The sequence below is a fragment of the Mannheimia glucosida genome (assembly GCF_046267875.1).
Lineage (GTDB): Bacteria > Pseudomonadota > Gammaproteobacteria > Enterobacterales > Pasteurellaceae > Mannheimia > Mannheimia glucosida.
Genome location: NZ_CP176502.1, coordinates 1,005,433 through 1,028,537, shown reverse-complemented (window position 1 = coordinate 1,028,537; position 23,105 = coordinate 1,005,433). Strand labels below are relative to the sequence as shown.

18 protein-coding genes and 2 riboswitches are annotated in these 23,105 nt (G+C 42.4%); of the genes, 13 read left to right on the top strand and 5 right to left on the bottom strand.

Annotation, left to right across the window (positions count from 1 at the left end; translation table 11 throughout):
• Nucleotides 1-9: 9 nt before the first annotated feature.
• Entirely contained in the window at nt 10-1,512 is a 1,503-nt protein-coding gene (gene nrfA, locus ACJ7Z2_RS05095) for an ammonia-forming nitrite reductase cytochrome c552 subunit (protein ID WP_154703954.1), read from the bottom strand.
• Between the two features lie 341 nt (nt 1,513-1,853).
• Between nrfA and ilvG the strand changes: the two genes are divergently transcribed.
• The 9 genes from ilvG to ACJ7Z2_RS05050 all read left to right on the top strand — a co-directional run bounded on the left by ilvG (nt 1,854) and on the right by ACJ7Z2_RS05050 (nt 14,352).
• Nucleotides 1,854-3,506 (top strand): acetolactate synthase 2 catalytic subunit, encoded by a 1,653-nt coding sequence (gene ilvG / locus ACJ7Z2_RS05090; protein ID WP_409500991.1) that lies wholly within the window; start codon nt 1,854-1,856, stop codon nt 3,504-3,506.
• A gap of 9 nt (nt 3,507-3,515) precedes the next feature.
• Nucleotides 3,516-3,734 (top strand): acetolactate synthase 2 small subunit, encoded by a 219-nt coding sequence (ilvM, locus tag ACJ7Z2_RS05085; RefSeq protein ID WP_126302478.1) that lies wholly within the window; start codon nt 3,516-3,518, stop codon nt 3,732-3,734.
• A gap of 212 nt (nt 3,735-3,946) precedes the next feature.
• Nucleotides 3,947-4,420, top strand: coding sequence for an anaerobic ribonucleoside-triphosphate reductase activating protein (gene nrdG / locus ACJ7Z2_RS05080; protein WP_126302479.1), 474 nt, complete (start codon nt 3,947-3,949; stop codon nt 4,418-4,420).
• Complete coding sequence (gene nrdD / locus ACJ7Z2_RS05075) at nt 4,417-6,198, top strand: anaerobic ribonucleoside-triphosphate reductase (RefSeq protein WP_409500990.1); 1,782 nt, start codon at nt 4,417-4,419, stop codon at nt 6,196-6,198. The genes nrdG and nrdD overlap by 4 nt, the downstream gene beginning before the upstream one ends.
• Nucleotides 6,199-6,254: 56 nt before the next feature.
• A riboswitch (TPP riboswitch) is annotated at nt 6,255-6,349 on the top strand.
• A gap of 54 nt (nt 6,350-6,403) precedes the next feature.
• The gene (gene thiM, locus ACJ7Z2_RS05070; RefSeq protein ID WP_409500989.1) at nt 6,404-7,222 is read left to right on the top strand and encodes a hydroxyethylthiazole kinase; all 819 of its coding nucleotides are present in this window, start codon (nt 6,404-6,406) and stop codon (nt 7,220-7,222) included.
• Nucleotides 7,215-8,528 carry an MFS transporter gene (locus ACJ7Z2_RS05065; protein WP_409500988.1) on the top strand — a complete coding sequence of 438 codons (1,314 nt, stop codon included), beginning with the start codon at nt 7,215-7,217 and terminating at the stop codon, nt 8,526-8,528. The genes thiM and ACJ7Z2_RS05065 overlap by 8 nt, the downstream gene beginning before the upstream one ends.
• 135 nt (nt 8,529-8,663) lie before the next feature.
• Nucleotides 8,664-8,760: riboswitch (TPP riboswitch) on the top strand.
• Nucleotides 8,761-8,827: 67 nt separating this feature from the next.
• A complete protein-coding gene (gene thiE, locus ACJ7Z2_RS05060; RefSeq protein ID WP_409500987.1) occupies nt 8,828-10,357 on the top strand; it encodes a thiamine phosphate synthase in 1,530 nt (509 codons plus the stop codon).
• Nucleotides 10,350-11,522, top strand: a complete 1,173-nt coding sequence (gene cytX, locus ACJ7Z2_RS05055) for a putative hydroxymethylpyrimidine transporter CytX (RefSeq protein WP_409500986.1) — start codon at nt 10,350-10,352, stop codon at nt 11,520-11,522. Before thiE ends, cytX begins: the two co-directional genes overlap by 8 nt.
• A 73-nt stretch (nt 11,523-11,595) precedes the next feature.
• A complete protein-coding gene (locus tag ACJ7Z2_RS05050) occupies nt 11,596-14,352 on the top strand; it encodes an autotransporter outer membrane beta-barrel domain-containing protein (RefSeq protein WP_409500985.1) in 2,757 nt (918 codons plus the stop codon).
• A 40-nt stretch (nt 14,353-14,392) separates the two neighbouring features.
• Here ACJ7Z2_RS05050 and sppA read toward each other — a convergent pair whose 3' ends face one another.
• A complete protein-coding gene (sppA, locus tag ACJ7Z2_RS05045; RefSeq protein WP_409500984.1) occupies nt 14,393-16,249 on the bottom strand; it encodes a signal peptide peptidase SppA in 1,857 nt (618 codons plus the stop codon).
• A 101-nt stretch (nt 16,250-16,350) separates the two neighbouring features.
• Here sppA and ACJ7Z2_RS05040 point away from each other — a divergent pair, with 101 nt between their 5' ends.
• Nucleotides 16,351-16,914 (top strand): nitroreductase family protein, encoded by a 564-nt coding sequence (locus ACJ7Z2_RS05040; RefSeq protein WP_409500983.1) that lies wholly within the window; start codon nt 16,351-16,353, stop codon nt 16,912-16,914.
• Between the two features lie 68 nt (nt 16,915-16,982).
• Here ACJ7Z2_RS05040 and ACJ7Z2_RS05035 read toward each other — a convergent pair whose 3' ends face one another.
• Both ACJ7Z2_RS05035 and pilW read right to left on the bottom strand, forming a co-directional pair.
• Complete coding sequence (locus tag ACJ7Z2_RS05035) at nt 16,983-19,307, bottom strand: Tex family protein (protein WP_409500982.1); 2,325 nt, start codon at nt 19,305-19,307, stop codon at nt 16,983-16,985.
• Nucleotides 19,304-19,861, bottom strand: a complete 558-nt coding sequence (gene pilW, locus ACJ7Z2_RS05030) for a type IV pilus biogenesis/stability protein PilW (RefSeq protein WP_409500981.1) — start codon at nt 19,859-19,861, stop codon at nt 19,304-19,306. Before pilW ends, ACJ7Z2_RS05035 begins: the two co-directional genes overlap by 4 nt.
• A 214-nt stretch (nt 19,862-20,075) precedes the next feature.
• Between pilW and ACJ7Z2_RS05025 the strand changes: the two genes are divergently transcribed.
• Both ACJ7Z2_RS05025 and ACJ7Z2_RS05020 read left to right on the top strand, forming a co-directional pair.
• Nucleotides 20,076-20,399, top strand: coding sequence for a type II toxin-antitoxin system RelE/ParE family toxin (locus tag ACJ7Z2_RS05025; RefSeq protein ID WP_409500980.1), 324 nt, complete (start codon nt 20,076-20,078; stop codon nt 20,397-20,399).
• Between the two features lie 143 nt (nt 20,400-20,542).
• A complete protein-coding gene (locus tag ACJ7Z2_RS05020; RefSeq protein ID WP_409500979.1) occupies nt 20,543-20,734 on the top strand; it encodes a helix-turn-helix domain-containing protein in 192 nt (63 codons plus the stop codon).
• 40 nt (nt 20,735-20,774) lie between these two features.
• Here ACJ7Z2_RS05020 and ACJ7Z2_RS05015 read toward each other — a convergent pair whose 3' ends face one another.
• Nucleotides 20,775-21,935, bottom strand: coding sequence for a bifunctional tRNA (adenosine(37)-C2)-methyltransferase TrmG/ribosomal RNA large subunit methyltransferase RlmN (locus ACJ7Z2_RS05015; protein ID WP_020831129.1), 1,161 nt, complete (start codon nt 21,933-21,935; stop codon nt 20,775-20,777).
• 261 nt (nt 21,936-22,196) lie between these two features.
• Here ACJ7Z2_RS05015 and ACJ7Z2_RS05010 point away from each other — a divergent pair, with 261 nt between their 5' ends.
• Nucleotides 22,197-23,093, top strand: a complete 897-nt coding sequence (locus ACJ7Z2_RS05010; protein WP_006251769.1) for a metal ABC transporter substrate-binding protein — start codon at nt 22,197-22,199, stop codon at nt 23,091-23,093.
• The last annotated feature ends 12 nt before the right edge of the window (nt 23,094-23,105 follow it).

Below are 23,105 nucleotides of genomic sequence, written 5' to 3'. Positions count from 1 at the left end.
CAAGCTACATTATTTTGCTTCTGCTTTTGGTGCTACTACCGGTTTGTCTGCTTCTTCTGCGGGTAATAAACCTTTAGCACGAGCTTCTTTTTCCCATTGAGGAACAACCGTTTTTAAGAACTCATCTTTCGCAGCTTGCTCTTTAGGAATATCTAAACCAATTGCAAGTTGAGCTTTTTCTTTAGTTGAGATGTCCGGAATTGCGACCGGCGTTGTTACACCGTGTTTTGCTAACACTACACCTAATTTAGCACGGGCATCTGCTGCACGGTCGATACCTGTTGCGATGGTACGTAACATTACATCAGGTGCGTGGAAGTGGTTACCGTGACCTGCCGCAGAGTAATCCCAACGCCATTGAGCGTGACGAATTGCCATTAAGATCTCTTTCATCTCTTCTTGAGTTGCTCCAGCTTCCCAAGCAGCTTTCGCTTCAAAGTGAGCTTTCACTAATTGATCTTCTAAGCGAATCATTGCCTCTTTTACTTCGTGTTTATACTCTTTTACACGTTTTTCCAATGTTTCTTTGCTTTGTTCATGACAAGTTTTACAAGTCGCTTCAAATTGGTCAAACGGATTACCGATTTTGTGGTCAGTATAAACTTTGCCGTCTTTGTCTTTCACTTTTGGCATATGGCAATCAATACAGGTTACACCATTTTTCCCATGTGTACCTTGTGACCAAACTTCAAAATCTGGGTGCTGCGTTTTTAGCATCGGAGCTTTCGATAAAGCATGAGTCCAGTCTGTAAAATTGATTTCATCGTAGTATTTTTCAATGCTATCAACATCTACACCTTTATCCCAAGGGAAAGTTACATCTGTTTTATTTTTGAAATAGTACTCCACATGGCAGTTAGCACACACAGCCGGACGTTTGCCATGTTTATCTAAATCCTCAAACTTCCAACCAACCGTATTTAATGCACGTAGTACGTGAGGACGTGCAACACGTAATGCAGGTTTACCTTGTTTAAACTCTTCTGATGTCGTGTCATGGCAGTCTGCACAACCTATTGAGTTTACAATTTCAGCACCATATTTCGCCCATTTAGGATCAAAATATCCTCGCTCACCTTTCTCCTCAATTAAGCGTGGAACATCAGGGCCTTTACATGTCCAACAAGCCATAGGTTGTGGACCATCATTTTCATCTTTAGGCGCGCCGGTACGCAAAATATCACGCACATCGGTAACTGCATAAAAGTGACCTCGTGGTTTATTATAATCTTTCGCAAAAGCATAGCCTGCCCACAAAATAACATAACGAGGGTCAGCCTCTAACGCACTTCCTCGATCTGTGGATTGGGCAGTTGACTTCCAAGAATCGTATTGTAGCGGATATTTTTCTGCAAATAGGTGGTTTGCAGACTCAATTTTCACGCCTAATTTTTCATGCTTAACTGCTTTATCTGTTAATGATTCAGTTTTCGCCTCTTCAGCTAAAGCAGTTTGTAAACACCCCAATATTGAAATTGTTGCCACAGCTAGGCTTTTTATTAAAAATTTCATTTTGGCTCTCCCACTCAGGTAAAAATAATTAGATAAAAATAAGAATTTTTCCTATTAAAATTAATAAGATAATCCCTGATATTCAGTTGCGAGAATATGAAATTTAAACCAAGCCGACTATATCAAAATGAAGATTTATTGAATTAAATCAATAAAATTTGCCAAAATACCTCTTAAGTAGTAACTCCTTTCTCTACCTAAATAAAAACGACTTTTATTTGTCCAAATAAATGATGGAATCCTATTTATTTTTACCGAAAATAAAGTTTAAAAAACAGGGAATTTATGTTATCTATATTGTCTGGTTTTAAAATAATAAAAATATTAAGGACACAACATCCATGAATGGAGCAAGATTTATCACCGAGAGTTTAAAAGCTCACGGGGTAACGACACTTTTTGGCTATCCGGGCGGGGCGATTATGCCTACCTACGATGCAATTTATGATTCCGGTTTAGATCATTTACTTTGTCGCAATGAACAAGGTGCTGCAATGGCGGCTATCGGTTATGCCCGTGCAACAGGCAAAGTAGGGGTTTGTATTGCGACCTCCGGCCCTGGGGCAACTAATTTAATCACCGGTTTAGGCGATGCCGCACTGGATTCTATTCCTGTAGTTGCGATTACCGGACAAGTTGCCAGCCATTTAATCGGCACTGATGCCTTCCAAGAAGCTGATGTATTAGGTCTGTCGCTCGCTTGTACTAAACACAGTTTTATTGTTCAGAATATTGAGGAGCTACCTGAAATTTTAGCCCTTGCATTCCAAATTGCACAAAGTGGCAGACCGGGTCCGGTGCTGGTTGATATTCCACGTGATGTGCAACTAGCCCCAACCTCGGCTCTACCTATCGTTTATCCTAAAGAACCTGCCGATGCACAAGATCCCAACAAATTAGTGGTTGCCAAACAATTATTAGCCACCGCCAAACGCCCGGTACTTTATGTCGGCGGTGGCGTTGGTATGGCTGATGGTGTACAAGCGGTCAGAAATTTTGTAAAAATTGCAAATATTCCGTCTGTTTCTACCTTAAAAGGGTTAGGCACTATCGATCCAACCGATCCGCTCTATATGGGAATGATCGGTATGCACGGCACAAAAGCAGCAAATTACGCGGTACAAGAGTGTGATTTACTCATTGCCTGTGGTGCCCGCTTTGATGACCGTGTTACCGGCAAATTAGACACTTTTGCCCCTCACGCTAAAGTGATTCACATTGATATCGACAATGCGGAAATCAACAAGCTCCGTCAAGCACAAGTTGCCTTAAAAGGGAATTTAATTGAAGCCGTGGATTACTTGGCTCAACCATTAGATATTGAAGCATGGCGTGAAGATGTGCGTAATTTAAAGCAGCAATTTGACTTTCAATATCAAGAAAATAGTGGTGATGGCGATATTGATGCCGTGACATTATTACATACGCTTTCACAGCGTAAAGCCAAAAACAGCATCGTCACTACTGATGTAGGGCAGCATCAAATGTGGTCGGCACAACATTTAACTTATCACGATCCGAAAAACTATATCACCTCTGCCGGTTTTGGCTCTATGGGTTTTGGCTTGCCTGCGGCGATTGGGGCAATCAAAGCTCGAGCGGAAGATCAGGTTATTTTAATAACCGGTGATGGCTCGATTATGATGAATATTCAAGAACTCGGCACGCTTAAAAGAGCTGATTTAGCGGTCAAAATTCTATTACTGGATAACCAACGTTTAGGTATGGTTCGCCAATGGCAATCGCTGTTCTTCCACGGGCGACACAGCCAAACCATTTTAGATGATAACCCTGATTTTGTGTTGTTGGCGAAAGCCTTTGATATTGACGGTGAGCGAATTGAGAAAGCGAGCGAAGTGTCAGATGCAATAGACAGAATGCTCAATGCCAAAGGGGCTTACTTACTTCACGTTTGTATTCCACAGGAAGATAACGTTTGGCCACTGGTGCCGCCGGGGGCGTGTAATGCCGATATGTTAGACGATGAGGTATAGGAGAATAAGATGGAAGAATATCAATTAACGCTAAAAGCTAACAAACGCCCTGAAACCTTAGAGCGTATTTTACGGGTTATACGTCACCGTGGTTTTGAGGTGAAATGCTTAAATGTAGAATCAACAGGCAGCACCTTTAACCTAAATTTTACATTAGCAAGCAAACGCCCACTCTCACTTTTAAGCCATCAATTAGAAAAACTGTTTGATATCATTGAAATCAATTAATCAAGCTTTTCATTCGCCGTGTAAAAAAATACACGGCTTTTTTATGCTTAAAATTTATCATTCGCTATCCTTTTGATTTTATTCATTTCTTCAAATTTCAACTCTTTTTTTTCACTTATTGCTCTTTATTTTCCCATTCAATAGATCTAACATACTACATATAGTGTTAAATAATGTTAAAAAACACAACATATTGTGTTAATGAATTAGTAATGGAAAATCTCAGATTCAGCTCGGAACAAATTGTTTGGCAAGAAGTGCCGAATGAAACCTCACTTGCTTTTCTGATTACAGGCTGCCCACTTGGCTGTAAAGGTTGCCATAGTGCGGATAGTTGGAAAGCCTGTCTTGGGAAAGAGCTTAGCAGTGAATATCTCTCTGAACGCCTAAAACGCTACCAAGGCTTAATTAGCTGCGTATTGTTTATGGGCGGAGAATGGGAAGCAGAAAAATTACTGCCGCTGTTGCAACTGGCAAAAAAACAGGGGCTAAACACCTGTCTTTATAGTGGTTTGGAGCAGCACGAAATCGCCGATACTTTATTACACGAGCTAACCTACTTAAAAACCGGGCGTTGGATTGCCGAACGAGGCGGGCTGGAAAGTTTAACCACTAATCAACGCTTTACTGATTTACGCAATAACCAAAATCTTAACCATCTTTTTATTCGAGGAGCTTCAATATGATTCGCTTACAACCGACACAATTAGACGGAAAACTACACTTCATTAATCAATATATCCAAGCTAAAAATGCCGCAGACGGTTCAAAAATGGATGCTAACGCTAACGTCACGCAAAAAAATATAGCGACAATGGAAAATGAATTAATGAAAGACTTTTTTGTGCAAATCAATCGAGCAAAAGTGAGTGAAAAAATTGCAAAACTTTTTGGAAAAGAGACCGCTTGTGAATATTTACGTCAAATTGAAGCACACGAAATTTACGTACACGATGAAACCAGCCTAAAACCCTACTGCGTTTCAGTCACTATGTACCCTTTCTTGCGTGATGGTTTGACTAAACTCGGCGGCGAATCCAAAGCTCCGAAACATTTAGCCTCATTCTGCGGTTCTTTTATCAATTTTGTCTTTGCGGTCAGTTCTCAGTTTGCCGGTGCAGTCGCTACGGTTGAATTTCTGACCTATTTTGACTATTTTGCCCGCAAAGATTACGGCGATAATTACTTACAAACCCATCGTTCAGACATTGAAAACCACCTGCAACAGGTTGTGTATAGCATCAACCAACCTGCAGCCGCTCGTGGTTATCAAAGCGTATTTTGGAATATTTCGGTATATGACAAATTCTATTTTGAAGCGATGTTTAACCGTTTTGTTTTCCCTGATTTTGAGAAACCAAATTGGGAAACCACTTCAAAATTACAACTTTTCTTTATGCAATGGTTCAATAAAGAGCGAAGCAAAGCAATTCTCACTTTCCCTGTTGTGACCGCGGCAATGCTTACCGAAAAGGGCAAATGTAAAGATGACGAGTTTGCCAATCAAATGGCAAAAGAGCTATCTCAAGGCAATTCATTCTTCATTTACCAATCAGATAATCCGGACTCCCTTGCTTCTTGCTGCCGCTTAAGAAATGAAATCAGCGATCACAGCTTCTCCTATTCATTAGGGGCAGGAGGTGTTGCGACAGGTTCAATCAATGTAATTACTATTAATATGAACCGTTTAGTGCAAGATAACCGTGATTTAAGCGAAGAGGTCAGCAAGATCCATAAATATCAATACGCTTACCGCAAATTAATGGAGGAATATTTAGCTAGCGGTATGTTGCCGGTTTATGATGCCGGTTTTATTTCACTGAATAAACAATTCCTGACTATTGGCATTAACGGAATGGCGGAAGCGGCAGAATCGCAAGGTTTGAAAGTAGGCTATAACCCTGAATATATTGATTTTGTGCAGTCTCGCCTAAAAACCATCTTCGAGGCAAATCAAGCCGCCAGCCAACAATATGGCGTGAAATTCAACACCGAATTTGTGCCTGCTGAAAATTTAGGGGTCAAAAACGCCAAATGGGACAAAGAGGACGGCTATTTCGTACCACGAGATTGCTACAATTCCTATTTCTATGTGGTAGAAGATGAAGAAATTAATGCTTTGGATAAATTCTTACTGCACGGCAGAGAGCTGATTGAATGGCTGGACGGAGGCTCCGCTCTACACTTGAATTTAGACGAAGCCTTAACCCAAGCTGGCTATCGCTCCTTGCTGGATACCGCCGCTAAAACCGGCTGCAATTATTTTTGTATTAACGTCAAAATCACGATTTGCAACGAATGTAGCCACATCGACAAACGCACTTTGCACAGTTGTAGCAAATGCGGCTCCGATAATATTGATTACGGCACTCGGGTAATCGGCTATCTAAAACGAGTCTCCGCCTTTAGTTCCGCCCGCCAAAAAGAGCATAGCTTGCGTTTCTATCACCGAGAAGCGGCTTAGCTGAAAACCGCGGTTGTAGCCCTTTACAACCGCTTTTTTAGTGATTATATTAAAGCCTCATTTAGTCGGGGTGCTTGTTTTTACAAGCTGAGAAATACCCGTTGAACCTGATGCAGTTAGCACTGACGTAGGAAACTAAAGGCGTAAACCCATCTATTCCCCGTTGGTGTTGGTGCGTTGTTTTTCAATCATTAAGGAATAAACGATGACCACATCACTCCCCTATCGCTCGCATTATTTGCAAAAAATTCGACAAAATCGACCGCTTGTTCACAACATTACCAACATTGTTGCCGCTAATTTTTCCGCCAACGGTTTATTGGCACTTGGGGCTTCGCCTATTATGGCAGCCGCTATTGAGGAGATGGAGTCCGTGCCGGCACTCAGTAACGCCGTGGTGATTAATATCGGCACGCTTATCGGCAAAGAAGTGGAAGCAATGGTACTTGCCGGCAAAACCGCCAACCGTTTAGGCATTCCGGTCATTCTTGACCCTGTCGGCGTTGGAGCAACACCTTTCCGCCGTCAAACCGTTGAAACCTTACTCAAACAAATTCACTTCACCGCCATTCGTGGAAATGCGGGGGAACTAGCTACCCTCGCCGATGTAGAATGGCAGGCCAAAGGCGTTGATGCCGGCGAAGGCTCGCATAATGTGGTTGAAATCGCCCAACAGGTTGCCAAGCGTTACCAAACTTTAGTCGCAATCAGTGGCGAAACCGATGTAGTAAGCTCCGGCTCACGCACGGTTTTATTGCACAACGGCAGCCCGATGTTCCCACAAATTACGGCTTCAGGCTGTTTATTAAGTGCGGTATGCGGTGCATTCTTAGCCGTTGCCGACAAAGAACACTATTTCAACGCACTTATTGAGGCTTGCACCGCTTATGCCATTGCAGGCGAAGTAGCTGCTCAAGCACTCAAACCAACTCAATACGGGCAATTTGCCGTCAATCTGCTGGATACACTTGGAGCATTAACGCCTGAAACCGTTGAGCAATATGCGAGGGTTGAATATGTCTAAAGCTCACTCAAACCCAACTAAAGTGGCGGTTGCCTCAATGGTCGGCACGGCGATTGAATATTTTGATAACTACATCTACACGATGGCAGCAGTGCTGGTGTTTAACGTGCAGTTTTTTAATAGCGATGATCCGGTTTCCAACCAATTAATGTCGCTTTCCGTGCTTGCCCTTGCCTTTTTCACCCGCCCGATGGGGTCGATTTTATTCGGGCATTTCGGCGATAAATACGGACGCAAACAAACCCTGATTGCCTCGCTCTTATTAATGGGCTTATCTACCGTAGCAATCGGGCTTTTGCCTAATTATGCCGCCATTGGCATTTGGGCAACCGTGTTACTCTGCCTCTGTAGAATCGGACAAGGTTTAGGCTTAGGCGGCGAATGGGGCGGAGCTGCTCTCGTTGCCACCGAACACGCCCCGAAACACAAGCGGGCATTTTTTGGTATTTTTCCGCAAATGGGCGCCCCAATCGGCTTGCTGTTGGCAAACGGAGCGTTCTACTTGGTAAATTTAATTTACGGAGAACAAGCCTTCTTGGATTGGGCGTGGCGAATTCCATTTGTAGCTTCTATTGTGATGATTTTTATCGGCTTATATATCCGCATTAAAATCAGCGAGAGCCCGATTTTCCTCAAAGCAGAACAGCAAGGCAAAAACCGCCACACACCGCTTAAAACGCTCTTTAGCAAGCATTTCAAACCATTTATGATCGGCGTATTTATTGCCACCGCAGGTTATGTGCTGTTCTACATTTTAGTTGCCTTTACCCCAATTTTCGTCAAAAGCCCGGTGGCAGTTTCTCAAGCAGGACACGCTACAGGCTTAGGTTTACCGGCAAATCTCTACACCCAATATTTGCTGATTACCTCCGTGATTTTCGGCATTGCGATTTTCTTCTCCGGCTTGTATTCCGACAAAATCGGGCGGCGTTTACTGCTGTTAATTGCCACAGGAGCAACCGTAGTTTACGGCTTAACAATGCCGTTTTTCCTCGAAAACGGCACACCGACTTCGATCTTTATTTTCCTCACCATTGGAATGATCTTAATCGGCTTAAGCTTCGGCCCGATGGCGGTAATTCTGCCCGAACTCTTCCCAACAGAAGTACGTTACACAGGAGCATCACTCGCCTACACCGCTGCCGGTATTTTAGGAGCTAGCGTGTTCACTATTATTGCGGTCAAAATCAATGAAAATTTCGGCTTATTCGGTGTAGGCGGCTATTTATCGGTTGCCTCATTATTGAGCTTCTGGGCATTGTGGCAAGTCCACGAAACCAAAGATTTGGAATTAGAGGAGATATAAAAAACCACTCACTTAACGACGGGGCAAGTTACCACCTTGCCCCAAGATGAGGGAATGCAAATTTCCCTCTAATAGACTTCACAACGGATATTTTGCATTTTTTTATAAAAAATAACCGCTTGTAAGCTATACTAAAAACGCTTGTCGGAGTGCCGTAAGGCTGAGATCGCAACAGCGAGATCCGTGGAACCTGTAGGTTAGTACCTGCGTAGGGAACAAGTTTTACCCAAATTCAGATTTTGGGATCATTACCACATCTCTGGCAAGCAAAACCCTAAGCATATTATGAGGATTTTGCGATGTCTAATTATTCAAGCTCTCCATACCAACCTAACGTCATTTGGACGGTTGCCGGCTCAGATTCCTGTGCCGGTGCCGGTCTGCAAACCGATTTACATACCTTTCACGATTTTAACCTAGTGGGTTGTTCGGTAGTTACTTCTGTAACGGCTCAACATCCGCACGGTGTGCTGTGTGTAACGCCTGTTGATGATCACACCTTCCGCCAACAGTTTGAAGCTTTGCTGGTTCAAGGCTACCCGAACGCAATCAAAATCGGCTTACTCTGCTCGCAAGCACAAGTAGAGATCTTGTGTGAATATATCCAAAAAATCCGTGCAGAAAGCTCGCATTATTGTTATGTGGTTTACGACCCTGTGGCAGTGGCAAGCAGTGGGCAGGCGTTATCCGACAGTATTTTATTGCCGATAGTGCAACAAAAATTGTATCCGCTGGTGGATTTAATCACTCCAAACGGCACTGAACTCGCTTTATTAAGCGAAACAGCAATCCAGACCTTTGATGATGTGAAAACCGCTAGCCACAAACTGTTTGCACAGGGAATCAAAGCCGTGTTAGCCAAAGGTGGACATTTTGAATGGCAAGGGGAAACGGTAAGAGATTATCTTCTGACTGCAAATGAAATTTATGCCTTTAGTCACGCCCGACTGCAAAGTGTGAATACCCACGGCACAGGTTGCACCTATGCTTCAGCGGTTGGAGCGATGTTGGCAACCGGCTTTGATTTAGCTGATGCCGTCACTGTTGCCACCGCTTATTTGCAAAAAGGCTTATCGGAAAAACAAGGCAGAGGGCAAACTGCTTTAAGTTCACTTTGCCACACCGGCTACCCCGATGATATCGCTTTCTTCCCACAAACCGAGCTGATTTCTGCCTCTCTTAAATTGCCGAAAGAGCCTTTTGCTCCAACGGAATATCAACTTGGGCTTTACCCTGTTGTCGATAGAGTTAAATGGCTTGAACGCTTAATTCTTGTAGGGGTGAAAACCTTGCAAATTAGAATTAAAAATCGACCGCTTGCAGAGATTGAGCAAGAAATTGCCCATTCGGTGGAACTGGCGAAACAGCACAATGTGCGTTTGTTTGTAAATGATTACTGGCAGTTAGCCGTGAAGTATCAGGCTTACGGCGTGCATTTAGGGCAAGAAGATTTAGCCACTGCCGATTTAAACGCAATTCAACAAGCCGGGCTAAGGCTCGGTGTTTCAACCCACGGCTACTTTGAAATAATGCGGGCGTTGGCAGTTAAACCCTCTTATATTGCTTTTGGTCACGTATTCCCTACCCAAACCAAAGCAATGCCGTCTCAACCACAAGGCTTAACCAATTTAGCTAAATATGTCGAACTGGTTGCACCGCTTAAGATTCCAACCGTAGCGATTGGCGGTATCCAACAAGATAATATCAAACAGGTGATGCAAGCCGGTGTTGGCAGTGCTGCCGTGGTAAGTGCCATTACCCAAGCAAAAGATTGGCAACAAGCGGTCAAAAACTTGGTAAATTTTGCAAATGGAGGCTGTGATGAATAGAACACTTAGCACGTTAAACAGTGGTTTGATTTGGGCGGGTGCCGGCATTAGTGCCAGTGCAATCGTGGTCGGTACTTGGATTGCCCCACTCGGCTGGCAACAAGGCTTACTGGCGATATTGTTAGGGCATTTATTAGGCGGCGTATTGTTTTTTGCTGCCGGCTTAATTGGGGCGAAAACCGGCAAAAATGCGATGCAAACGGTGCAGATTTCCTTTGGCAAAGGCTCGGTGTTTTTCTCCGTTGCCAATGTGCTACAGCTTGTGGGGTGGACGGCTATTATGATTTACACCGGAGCGGAAATCAGCAATGCCCTAAGCCTTGCCTTATGGGAATATTCGGCGTTCTCACTTTGGGCAATCGTGCTTGGATTGATGATTGTGCTATGGCTTTTTACCGGCTCTAATCAGGTTGGAAAATTCAAGTTATTCACCTTAGTGGCTATGTTTTTACTCACCTTATGGCTAAGCATTAAAGTGTTGAATGGGCAGGAAAACTTCCCTGTTTCGGGTGATATACCGTTTAGCACTGCGGTAGAATTAGCCACTATTATGCCTCTTTCGTGGCTACCTCTGGTATCAGACTACACCTCTAAAGCGAAAAAGCCTTTTGCCGCAACCCTTTCGGCAACTGTAGGCTATTTGATCACCAGTGCGTGGATGTATGCGTTAGGGCTAGGTATGGTGCTATTTACCGGGCAAACCGAAATTGCCCCTATGTTACTAATGACAGGAATGAGCCTTATCGGCATTATTGTGATGATTCTTTCGACGGTTACTACCACGTTTCTTGATGCCCATTCCGCCGGTGTCAGTGCCAGCAATATCACGGTAAAATTTAAAGAAACCCCTACCGCTATTTTAGTGGCAATCATCGGCACACTCTTGGCAATCAGTTTACCCGTTACTCAATATGAAAATTTCCTACTACTGATAGGCTCGGTATTCGCCCCGATGATCGCTGTGCAAATTGCGGATTTCTTTGTGTTAAAACGCCACCAAGCACAGCCTAACCTCGATTGGATTGCCGCCGGATTATGGCTTGTCGGCTTCGTGCTATACCACCTTCTCTCTTACCACCAAGTGCATTTACCACTCGGTTTAACCATTCCGGTGATGTTAGTGATTTTTCTCGGCACCATTTTTGTGAGAAAGCTCACAAAATAGAAAGATAAGCGGTTCAATTGGAGTGAAAATTTGCTAAAATTGAACCGCTTGTTTTAAACAATAAGGAAAGTTTATGAAGAGTTTTAAATTATCCCCCATCACTCTCGTGTTAATATCTGTTGGTATGGCTGCAAGTACAGCACAGGCTGCAAACTGTGACAATATGATTATTACTGAAGGCTTTACGACTAAAGATCAAACGATCCAAAGTAATACTTGTACTTATGATTTATCTGGTGCAAGCACACAAGATCCTGAAATAGAGCTCAAGGCTACTAATGCGGTATTTAATAATGCTACAGTGTCAGGTGATGGGAGTAAAAAATCCAAACGCTATTGGAGATTCAGTTCTAATATGGATTTATTTTCCGTTTTAGACAATTCTTCTGTAGTATTTAATAATAGTACATTATCTCTTTCTCCTGATTCTGAAGGGAAAACTAATAATCTGTTAGATGTTGATAAATCAACATTAACATTAAATCATACTAAACTTACGCATAATTCAGGAGGCAATGCAAAAATAGTCTACGCAGAGAATGATGCAACGGTTAATATAAATAATAGTGAGTTAAAATCTTCTACTCCTGAGAATATAAGTACTTTTTACTCTAATACAGCACAACTAAATAGCTTAAACAATTCTACTATTAATATTATCAATTCTACCTTATCTTCTCATAATGATAGCCGCCTTATTTATTTAAATAATTCAACCTTAAATGTATCTTCTTCAAAACTGTCTAATACAGGTAAGAAAAATAGAGGTGGCATGATATCAGCAATAAAATCTAATACTATTATCAAAGATTCTTCAATTAATCTTGCTGAGTCAGATACAATTATTAATGCCACAGATTCAACATTCAAAATTACTAATTCTACACTTGCTACTACTAAAGAATTAGCTGGGGAATCTCGTTTATTTGTTAATGGTAATATTCTTTTGACAAATACGACAATGGATATTAAGGATAGTACTATAACAAATAAAAATGGCGATGGAATATTTATTGTTGGTAACTCTACACTTTCTATTACTAATACAAAAATAGAGGCTAATAAGCCAAAAGCTTTTCTTTTTGGAGATGATAGATCAGAATCAGATAGTAATAATAAAATTCTTATTAAAGGTAGTACTTTGAAAGCAGAACGTGGATTTATTCCGATAGATTCTAGAGCTACAACCAATCTAGATATTCAATTAGAAAATAGTACTATAGAAACAACAGTATTAAGATCTGAAAGTCAATATAATCCAGGTAACCATCGATTAACCTCTAAAAATTCGAAATTAAGTGGTTATATTGATGATGCAAAAATGTCTGTTGAATTAAATGATTCTAATTGGACATATTCTTCAGATTTTACACGAGATATTAAAGATTTATCAGGGAATAATTCAGAAATTAATATTAAGAAATCTCAGAATTTTTCTAATTTAGTGATCAATGGTAATTTAAGCGGAAATCTCCATTTTGGATTAAATACCGATCTTGCTTCTGAAAAAGGAAATAGTGTTATTGTCAAAGGTAAATCTGATGGCAAACATACTATTACGGTTAAAGATAGTGGTAATGAACCTGAAGCTGAAGGTGGAAAAGTAACGTTAGTAAAAACCACTGATGGCGTTGCAGCATTTTCATTAAAAGATAAAGATTTTGTGGATGCTGGAGCTTACCGTTATCACTTAAATAAAGAAGGAACAGACTGGGTACTTTCTAATAAGGTAACTCCAAAAGATAAACCTGACATAACTGAGCCAACCCAACCGGTAGCACCTCCAACAGAGCCAGTTAAACCAGTAACTCCTGTAGTACCATCGGTAGAGCCTACTAAGCCAACTCCTCCACCGACAGAAACGGCTAAGCCAGTGACACCACCAACGGTGCCACCTACAACCCCAGCTCCGCGGCCTGTTCCAACCCCACCGAGCGTACCAACCACCACTCCGGCATTGGCGGAATTGAGTGAAACCTCGAATGCCTTGGTGTCGCTCCGCCAAGCTCAGGGCTTGTTACTCACGCAAAATTTGCAAGGCATTCACCAACGTTTGGGAGAATTGAAAACCGAGAACGCAAGCAATGTTTGGGTGAAAAACCAAAATGGCCGCACTGAAGCTAAGTCTCAAAATGTGGCGACAGACAGCCGTTCTTCCGGTTTTGAAATGGATAGCCACAGCTTACAAATCGGGGCGGATAAGGCGGTCAGTGATACCTTACGTTTAGGCGGTTTCGTAGGCACGAGCCGTGCTGATGTGGACTTTAACGGCGAATATGGTAAAGGCAAATTGCGTTCACAAGCGGTCGGTTTTTATGCGACTTTTGCCAATGAGCAAGGTTGGTATTTAGATAATATCGCTAAATATGAACACCTAACTGCTGAATCAAATAGCGAAAAACGTAAATATAATGCATTTGGCATATCCAGTGAAATCGGTAAACGCTTTGCATTAAGCAATGACTGGGTAGTGACACCACAAGCTCAACTTGCCTACCACACCATTAACGGTAAAGCCGATGAGGAACGGTTAAATCTTTTGGTTGCCCGTGCTGGCGTAAGAGTAGCAAAAGGCTTTGCCTTGAATAATGGTTGGAATCTTCAACCTTATATGGAAGTGAGCGGCATTGCGGAAAAAGCCAATAGTGCAAAAGTGCAGGTAAACCAATATCAATTTGAAGTTGCCGAAAATAAGGGCAGAGTGCAAGGTTCACTTGGCTTGAGTGCGGGGAACGGTAATCACCGTTTAGGTTTAGAGGCATCAGTTGCTTCAGGTAATAAACTGAAACAACCATTTAATGTATTAGTAAATTATCGTTATCAATGGTAATTTAAGAGGGCAGGTGAAAACCTGCCCTTAAATTCAATAATTAATCGATCTTCCCACAATTTAAACAGTAAAGATACATCTGTTTCGGATCGTTAAAACGTGAAAGAGTCTCTAGCTGTTGGTGCGGTTGCTTCAACAGCGGTAAATCAAGCCAATTTGCCACGCTAAATTGTAATTGGGCTTTGAAATCACGGGCAAGCGTGCTAAATAAGCTGTCATCTTGCTCTGCAAACCATTGTAAGCCGAACTGTTCGACTTTAGCTTGGTTTTTGGCTTCACGTTTTTGGTTGATCAATTCAGATAACGCATTATATGCCACATTAAAATTACCCAACTCATCAACCAATCCGTGTTTTAAGGCATCAGCTCCCAGCCATACTTGCCCTTGAGCCACTTTATCCACCGCCTCTTTGGGCATTTTTCTACCACGAGAAACCAGATCTAAAAAGCGGTCGTAGCCGTTTTCAATCCCAATTTGCAACACTTCTGCCTGCTCTTGCGGTAGGCTTTTTAAGCCGGCTTGCTGTGCTAGGGCAGAAGTCGCAATGCCGTCTTCGCTCACACCGAGATTTTTAGCGGTTTTTTCAAAAGTGACTGCTAAACCGAAAATACCGATAGAGCCGGTAAGCGTATTCGGGCTGGCAATAATTTTATCGCTGGTAGCCGCAATCCAATAACCGCCCGATGCCGCCATTCCACCCATTGATGCAACCACCGGTTTGCCGGCTTGTTGAAAGGCTTCTACTTCTTGGCGAATCAGTTCAGACGCCACTGCACTACCACCGGGGCTGTTAATACGTAGAATTAAGCCCTCTACATTTTTATCATCTCGGGCTTGTTGCAGTAATTTCACCAACGTTTCACTGCCCACATTCATTTCATCACTTTCACCACCTGCGATCGCCCCTTCCACATTCACCACCGCAATTTTCGGGGCATTTACTTCTGCAAAGCGGTCGTTCAGTTCAGTCATATAATCCAAAAATTCAATCTGGTTATAGTTACCTTCGCTGTTTTTACCAAACTGAGCAATCAGTTTATCTCGGCTTTCCTGACTAGAAACTAATTGGCTAACCCATTTTTGGTTTAATGCAAATTGAGCATCATCGCCTTTGGCTTGCTTATATTTTTCAATGTAATTGGCAGGCGATAAATCCAGCGCTTGCGGTTCAATGTTGCGGTTTTTAGCCAGTGTTGCCACCGTTTGTTGCCAAGTGCCGTTTAACCAGCCTCGGGCATTTTGTTTCGCCTCTTCAGACATATCATCACGCATAAACGGCTCAACCGCAGATTTATAAGTACCGACACGGAAAATATGCGGTTCAGCCTCAATTTTATCGAGCAAGGTTTTGAAATAGGTGTTGGAATAATCCAAGCCTTTTAAATCTACCGCACCAACTTTGTTGAGGTAAATTTCATCGGCAAAGGAGGCAAGATAATATTGTTTTTGCGAGTATTCTTCAGCCACCGCAATCACCGGTTTGCCCGATTGCTTGAAGTTGTTGATTTCATTACCAATGAAATCCAACGAGCTAAAATCGGCACTTTGTAGCTTTTGCAGATCTAACACCAAGCCGGTAATTTTAGGGTCATCTTTGGCGTGGCTAATGGCTTGTACCACATCAAAAGTCGAAATTTTAAACGGCTCGGAACTACCTAATTCCGATTGCACCAAGCGGTAGAAATCGGTAAATTCTTCACGATTATCCGCTAAATAACCATCTACATTTAAACGTAATGCCCCTTGAGTAAACACCGGCTTTTGCGTACTGCTAGAAGAGCTGATAAACGCCACTACCGGTACTAACAGCAAAATAAACAGAATAAAAAAGAGATTAATTACACACTCTCTAATACAGCGGAAGATTCGGTAAAATGCTTTTAAAATCGTTAACATCAGAAATTCCTAAAATAAAATCAGTCGGCACAGTATAAAGCAATCACCAAATGAAGAAAATATGCTATTCTTGAACGCAAAAAATTAACAAAGGAACGCTTATGCAAATCTTGGATTTATTACACCGTCGTCGTTCAAATAAAAAATTTGGCGATAAAGCCCCGAATGCAGAACAGCTTGAACAAATTCTAAAAGCAGGCCTCCGAGTGCCGGATCATGGGCGGTTAAAGCCTTATCGCTTTGTGGTGATTGAAAAAAGCGGTATGTCGCAGTTTGGTGAATGTTTAAAAGCTGCGGTAGAAGAATTTGAGATGGGCGAGGAACGCTTAAAAAAAGCGGAAAAATTAGCTAATCAAGCTCCAATGATTATCGGCGTAGTGGCAAAATTAGACGACAGTATCGCCAAAGTACCAAGTTGGGAGCAGATGATTACCGCAGGCTGTGCCACCTACGCCATTCAGTTAGCGGCAAATGCACAAGGCTTTGATACAGTTTGGATCACTAATAAATGGATTAACGGCACTGCCCTTCGCTCTGCTTTTGGTTGCCAAGAATCGGATAAAATCATTGCTTTGATTATGCTTGGCTCACCGGCAGAAGGCGAGCAAATTGCATTAGCCCCTGAAAGTGAAAGTTTAGAGGGCTTTGTACGTTATCTTAAGTAAGCGGATTAATAGATAAAAGTTAGTAATAAGGGCGAAAATATTTCGCCCTTTCTTTTCTCTGTTTTTCCTTACTTCTTCCACCCTTTTAACGCATCGGCAAAAGCGTTGTTGCCAAATGTGTTGCGGTTATCACGTTGCAAGCGGTCATTTTTCTGCGTATTTTTGCGAATTTCTGCTGAATTTCGACCGCTTGTTGGCTCTTTTTTGTCGGTTGGTTTATCGTCTAAACGCATTGTTAGTGCGATACGCTTACGAGCAGCATCGACTTCTAGCACTTTCACTTTCACCACATCTCCGGCTTTCACTACCGTGTGCGGATCTTCAACAAAAGAGTTTGAGAGCATTGAAATATGCACCAAGCCGTCTTGGTGTACGCCAATATCGACAAAAGCCCCAAAGTTTGCCACATTGGTCACTGTGCCTTCCAAAATCATACCGGCTTTGAGGTCGGTAATTTCTTCCACGCCGTCCATAAACACGGCGGTTTTGAACTCTCCACGAGGGTCACGCCCCGGTTTTTCCAGCTCTTTGAAAATATCGTTCACCGTTGGTAAACCAAACTGCTCGTCCACAAAATCTTTGGCGTTGAGCGAGTGAATTTTGCTGCTGTTACCCATTAATTCTGCAAGTGTTGAGGTGGTTGCCTGTAAGATTTTTTCTACCACCGGGTAAGCTTCCGGGTGAACGCTTGAGGCATCAAGGGCATTTTTTCCGCCGATAATTCGCATAAAACCGGCACACTGTTCAAAGGCTTTCGGCCCTAAACGAGGCACTTTTTTCAGCTCTGAACGGCTGGCAAAACGTCCGTTTTCGTCACGGAATGCCACGATATTTTGTGCCAATGTTTTGGTCATTCCCGCCACCCGAGCCAGCAACGGAGCAGAGGCAGTATTCAGATCCACACCCACTGCGTTTACACAATCTTCTACCACCGCATCTAATTTGCGAGCCAGTTGAGATTGGTTTACATCGTGTTGATACTGCCCAACACCAATCGCTTTTGGTTCGATTTTCACTAACTCGGCAAGTGGATCTTGCAAACGTCTGGCAATCGAAACCGCTCCACGCAATGAAACGTCTAAATTTGGGAACTCGTTAGCAGCGAATTCAGAGGCAGAATAGACCGATGCCCCAGCCTCACTCACCACCACCGTTTGTGGTTTATTCTCTTTGATTTCTTTAATGACCGTTTTGGCAAAACGTTCGGTTTCACGAGAAGCCGTACCGTTACCAATCGCAATCAGCTCCACATTGTGCTTTTTAATTAAGCTGAAAATCGCAAGCTGCGCCTCCGCCTCTCGCCCGGTGTGAGGGTAAATTGTGGCGGTATCCAGCAATTTACCGGTGTTATCCACCACCGCCACTTTCACGCCGGTACGCAAGCCCGGGTCTAGCCCCATTGTATTTCTCGCACCGGCAGGGGCTGCCATTAATAATGCCGAGAGATTGCGGGCAAACACATCAATCGCCTCTTCTTCGGCTTTTTCACGCAAAGTTGCCATTAATTCAGTTTCTAAATGCAGAGCGGCTTTGATTTTCCAAGTCCAAGCAATCACTTGCTCACGCCATTTATCCGCCGGCTGATGATTGAAAATCACGCCCAAATGCTCACGAATAATTTCTTCACAATGGCTGGATTTTGTCCCTTCTTCCGCAGTCGGATCGGCATTTAATGCAAGCGATAGCACTCCTTCATTTCGCCCACGGAACATCGCCAAAGCACGGTGGGAAGGCACGCTGTTAAACGGCTCGCTATGAGCAAAATAATCACGGAATTTCTCACCCTCTTCCTCTTTGCCGTCAATCACTTTCGATTCCAACGTGGCGTAAGCGGTCAAATATTGGCGAAGTTTTGCAAGTAGTTCGGCATCTTCGCTAAAACGCTCCATTAAAATATATCTTGCCCCGTCTAATGCCGCTTTGGTATCCGCAACGCCTTTTTCGGCATCGATAAAGTTTGAGGCTAAGGTTTCAGGATCTTGTTTCGGATCATTCCATAAACTGTCCGCCAATGGCTCTAACCCTGCTTCAATCGCAATTTGCCCTCTGGTACGACGTTTAGGCTTATACGGCAAATAGAGATCTTCCAGCTCGGTCTTGCTTTCGCTGCTGAGGATTTTGGCTTTTAATTCATCGGTTAATTTGCCTTGTTCTTCAATGGACTTCAAAATGGTTTGGCGGCGTTCGTCCATTTCACGCAAATAAATTAAGCGGGTTTCAAAATGGCGAAGTTGGGTGTCGTCTAGCCCGCCGGTCACTTCTTTACGGTAACGGGCGATAAATGGAATGGTATTGCCCTCATCTAATAGCGTGATGGCTGCAAGAATTTGGTGTGAGCCAACGTTGAGTTCGCTGGCAATAATTTGGCTGATTTTTAGATTTAAGTCAGTCATTGGGTTTCCTTCAATAAATTTGCTCGAGGTTTATCCAATTTCTCAAGCTCGGTCAATGTTTCGGCAATTTTCTGCAAATTAGGCTCTTTTTTCGCACATAACACCATATTTTCTAAGCTATCCGCTTGATGATAATAAGGTGCTTTGCTTTTGACAGCCTGCTCAAATTGCTGATAAGCCTGTTGAAATTGACCCTGTTTACATAAAAAAGTGCCATAATTATTCAGCACATCAGGGCGGTTTTGACTCAATTTCAGTGCCGTTTGGTAGGCTTTTTCGGCATTTTCAGCATCGCCTGTTTGTTGGTAATAATAGGCAAGTACAGAATAAGAGAGATAATCTTTTTCATCGTGAGCCAAGGCTTTATCAATATTCTGCTTAGCTTTCGGAAAATCATTTTGCTCCAAATAAGCTAAAGCCAAATTAATACGGGCTTTTACTGCTTCCGAGCGGTTAAATTCAACTTCAGAGGAAGAGAGGGGAAGAGAAGAACAAGCCGCTAATAAAAAAATCAGCATACAAGCGGTCATTTTTGGAAAAAATTTTGCAAACATAGCGTTCTCCTACAACAAAGGGCTTAATTTTACTGTTCCATCCTCGCTAAGACTAGCGATTTTTTGCGAAGAAGAAAAATTTTTCGTTTTCATTTTTCGACGCAGATCGCAAAAATAATAATGGGGTGTTGCGTGGTATTTCACTTTGTCCCAATATACTTGACATCAAAAAAAACTTGCATAAACTAACCACTTATGATTACAAGGTCGCACAATGACAACTCCTGACAATCAGCCTGTAGCAGCATTTAACGTATTTCTGACTAAACACGCTCAAAAAGAATTTTCAGCATTACCTGTTTCACTACAAGCTGCAACAGCCGATGTAATAGCCGAGCTGAAAACCTATGGTAATCAGCTTACCGAACCTGAAGTAAAATCGCTTCAAAACGGTCTTAAAGAATTAAGAGCGAAATCAAGAGAAGGGATTTCCCGTAGTTTCTTTTTCTTTATGGCAGGAAAGCAAGCTTACATTGAGCATATCTTTCAAAAGAAGAGTCAGAAAATACCGAAACAGAACCTTGAGGCTTGCTCTTGAACGTATGAAGAAATTAAAGCAGGAATTAGAAAATGGCAAAAGATCTTGATTTAGAAGTCGTCCCTTTTGATGATGTCTTACGACAAGCAATGAGAAACCCTCAATTTAAACAGGAATTTGATGAATTTAGGGTGTAAAGAGAATTGGCACAGATACTCAAACAAGCTCGTTTAGAGAAGAATCTCACACAGGCACAAGTTGCCGAACTTTCGGGCATTAACGTGAAAAATATCAGCCGATTAGAGAGAGGCGTTATTTCACCTAAATACGCAACAGTAGTTCGTTATTTGAACGCATTAGGTGGCTCATTTCAATATGTTCCACATTTGCGGTAAAAAAGAAAAGGCAGAAACCTCTGCCTTTATACTACTCAGATTAATGGGTTTTAACCGCAATACCCTGCCCAAATTTACGTTTTTCAAGGGTACGTTTGGTGCGGTCTATCACATCGCCGGCAAGCTGTCCGCAAGCGGCATCAATATCATCGCCTCGCGTTTTACGCACTGTTACTGTGAAACCATACTCCATCAAGGTTTTTTGGAAACGATCCACCCGAGAGTTGGAACTTTTACCATAAGGAGCTTCCGGGAATGGGTTCCACGGAATCAAGTTAATTTTACACGGTGTATTTTTCAACACTTCTGCAAGTTGGTGAGCGTGGTCGGTACTGTCATTGACGTGATCCAACATCACATATTCAATCGTGACCTTGCCGTGGTTGGCGTTAGAAACTTCAAGGTATTTATTCACCGAATCCATCAACATTTTGATGTTGTATTTTTTATTGATCGGCACCAATTCATCACGCAGTTCATCGTTCGGAGCGTGAAGTGAAATTGCCAACGCCACATCAATTTGCTCACGCATTTTGTCTAATGCCGGCACCACACCCGAAGTGGAAAGCGTGACACGACGTTTAGATAAGCCGTAAGCAAAATCATCTAACATAATTTCCATTGCCGGAATCACGTTATTCATATTCAGCAACGGTTCACCCATTCCCATCATTACTACATTGGTAATCGGGCGAACACCGGTCACGCCAAAATTGCCGATAATTTTAGAAGCACGCCACACTTGCCCGATAATTTCCGCCACGCTTAAGTTACGGTTAAAGCCTTGTTGAGCCGTTGAGCAGAAGGTACAAGCCAAGGCACAGCCTACTTGTGAAGAAACACACAGGGTTGCACGGTCATCTTCAGGAATATATACCGTCTCGATTTGCTGATCGCCCACTTGCATTGCCCATTTAATCGTGCCGTCTGCAGAACGTTGTTCTACCGCCACTTCAGGGGCTTTAATTTCGGCAATACGCTTTAATTTTTCACGCAATACTTTATTGATATTGCTCATATTATCGAAATTTTCTTCGCCAAAATGGTAGATCCATTTCATTAGCTGATCGGCACGGAAAGGTTTCTCCCCCATTTCAGCAAACAGTTCCCGCATTTCTTGACGATTAAGATTTAATAAATTGATTTTTTCTTTTGGTTGTTCAGCAGACCCACAGCCTGCATTGGTAATCAGTTCTGACATAAAGTTGAAAGCCTCGTTATTACACGGATTACGGCAAAAGGTTGGAGCAAATGCCCTTATTTTGCGATTGGATTTTAAAGCGTGCAATTTTACTGGCTCTTGAGGGATTAGGCTAGTAATTTTTAATCAAAAGAACTGAATTGCCTGAGTAAACCTATCAAGAATAACCTTATAAAAAACAAGACTATTTACATCATTCCCAATGTTCTATAGAATAGCTGTCGATAATTCTCATTCTCAATAATATTAAGGAGGCTGAAAATGAAACTATCAACAATCAAAAAAGCATTGGTATTAACCTTTGGTTTAAGTGCAGCAATGGCAATGGCAGAACCGTTTAAAGTGGTTACCACTTTTACCGTAATTCAAGATATTGCACAAAATGTCGCCGGTGATAAAGCCACTGTGGAATCCATTACCAAACCGGGAGCTGAAATTCACGATTACCAGCCCACCCCAAAAGACATTGTAAAAGCTCAAAAGGCAGACTTAGTGTTATGGAACGGTATGAACCTTGAGCGTTGGTTTGAACGTTTCTTTGAAAATGTAAAAGGCAAACCAGCGGTTGTCGTCACCGAAGGCATCACCCCAATGCCGATTACCGAAGGTGAGTATAAAAATCTACCAAATCCGCACGCTTGGATGTCCACCGACAACGCATTAATTTACATTGAAAATATTCGTGCGGCTTTAGTAAAATATGACCCACAAAACGCAGACACCTATAATGCCAATGCAAAAGCCTATGCTGAAAAAGTAAAAGGCATTGCCGAGCCGTTACGCCAACGTTTAGCCTTTATTCCTGAACAACAACGTTGGTTAGTGACCAGCGAAGGGGCATTTAGCTATTTAGCGAAAGACTACAACTTAAAAGAACTTTATTTATGGGCAATCAATGCGGAAGAGCAAGGTTCGCCAAAACAAGTGAAAAAAGTGATTGATGGTGTAAAAGCCAATAAAATCCCTGTTGTCTTTAGTGAAAGTACCGTTTCCGACAAACCGGCAAAACAAGTGGCGAAAGAAACCGGTGCATTATACGGTGGCGTAATTTATGTGGATTCTCTTTCAGAGAAAGATGGTCCGGTTCCAACCTATTTAGATTTGCTTAAAGTGACCATCGGCACTATTGTCGAAGGGTTTGAACGCAGCAAAAAATAATAAGATTTAGCA

Excerpts from the sequence above, each read along its gene's own strand:
- nrfA (WP_154703954.1), bottom strand. The coding sequence starts at position 1,512 with ATGAAATTTTTAATAAAAAGCCTAGCTGTGGCAACAATTTCAATATTG.
- ACJ7Z2_RS05040 (WP_409500983.1), top strand. The coding sequence starts at position 16,351 with ATGCAAATCTTGGATTTATTACACCGTCGTCGTTCAAATAAAAAATTT.
- ACJ7Z2_RS05065 (WP_409500988.1), top strand. The coding sequence starts at position 7,215 with ATGTCTAAAGCTCACTCAAACCCAACTAAAGTGGCGGTTGCCTCAATG.
- nrdD (WP_409500990.1), top strand. The coding sequence starts at position 4,417 with ATGATTCGCTTACAACCGACACAATTAGACGGAAAACTACACTTCATT.
- ilvM (WP_126302478.1), top strand. The coding sequence starts at position 3,516 with ATGGAAGAATATCAATTAACGCTAAAAGCTAACAAACGCCCTGAAACC.
- cytX (WP_409500986.1), top strand. The coding sequence starts at position 10,350 with ATGAATAGAACACTTAGCACGTTAAACAGTGGTTTGATTTGGGCGGGT.
- thiE (WP_409500987.1), top strand. The coding sequence starts at position 8,828 with ATGTCTAATTATTCAAGCTCTCCATACCAACCTAACGTCATTTGGACG.
- thiM (WP_409500989.1), top strand. The coding sequence starts at position 6,404 with ATGACCACATCACTCCCCTATCGCTCGCATTATTTGCAAAAAATTCGA.
- pilW (WP_409500981.1), bottom strand. The coding sequence starts at position 19,861 with ATGTTTGCAAAATTTTTTCCAAAAATGACCGCTTGTATGCTGATTTTT.
- ACJ7Z2_RS05025 (WP_409500980.1), top strand. The coding sequence starts at position 20,076 with ATGACAACTCCTGACAATCAGCCTGTAGCAGCATTTAACGTATTTCTG.
- nrdG (WP_126302479.1), top strand. The coding sequence starts at position 3,947 with ATGGAAAATCTCAGATTCAGCTCGGAACAAATTGTTTGGCAAGAAGTG.
- ACJ7Z2_RS05050 (WP_409500985.1), top strand. The coding sequence starts at position 11,596 with ATGAAGAGTTTTAAATTATCCCCCATCACTCTCGTGTTAATATCTGTT.
- ACJ7Z2_RS05010 (WP_006251769.1), top strand. The coding sequence starts at position 22,197 with ATGAAACTATCAACAATCAAAAAAGCATTGGTATTAACCTTTGGTTTA.
- ACJ7Z2_RS05035 (WP_409500982.1), bottom strand. The coding sequence starts at position 19,307 with ATGACTGACTTAAATCTAAAAATCAGCCAAATTATTGCCAGCGAACTC.
- ACJ7Z2_RS05015 (WP_020831129.1), bottom strand. The coding sequence starts at position 21,935 with ATGTCAGAACTGATTACCAATGCAGGCTGTGGGTCTGCTGAACAACCA.
- ilvG (WP_409500991.1), top strand. The coding sequence starts at position 1,854 with ATGAATGGAGCAAGATTTATCACCGAGAGTTTAAAAGCTCACGGGGTA.
- sppA (WP_409500984.1), bottom strand. The coding sequence starts at position 16,249 with ATGTTAACGATTTTAAAAGCATTTTACCGAATCTTCCGCTGTATTAGA.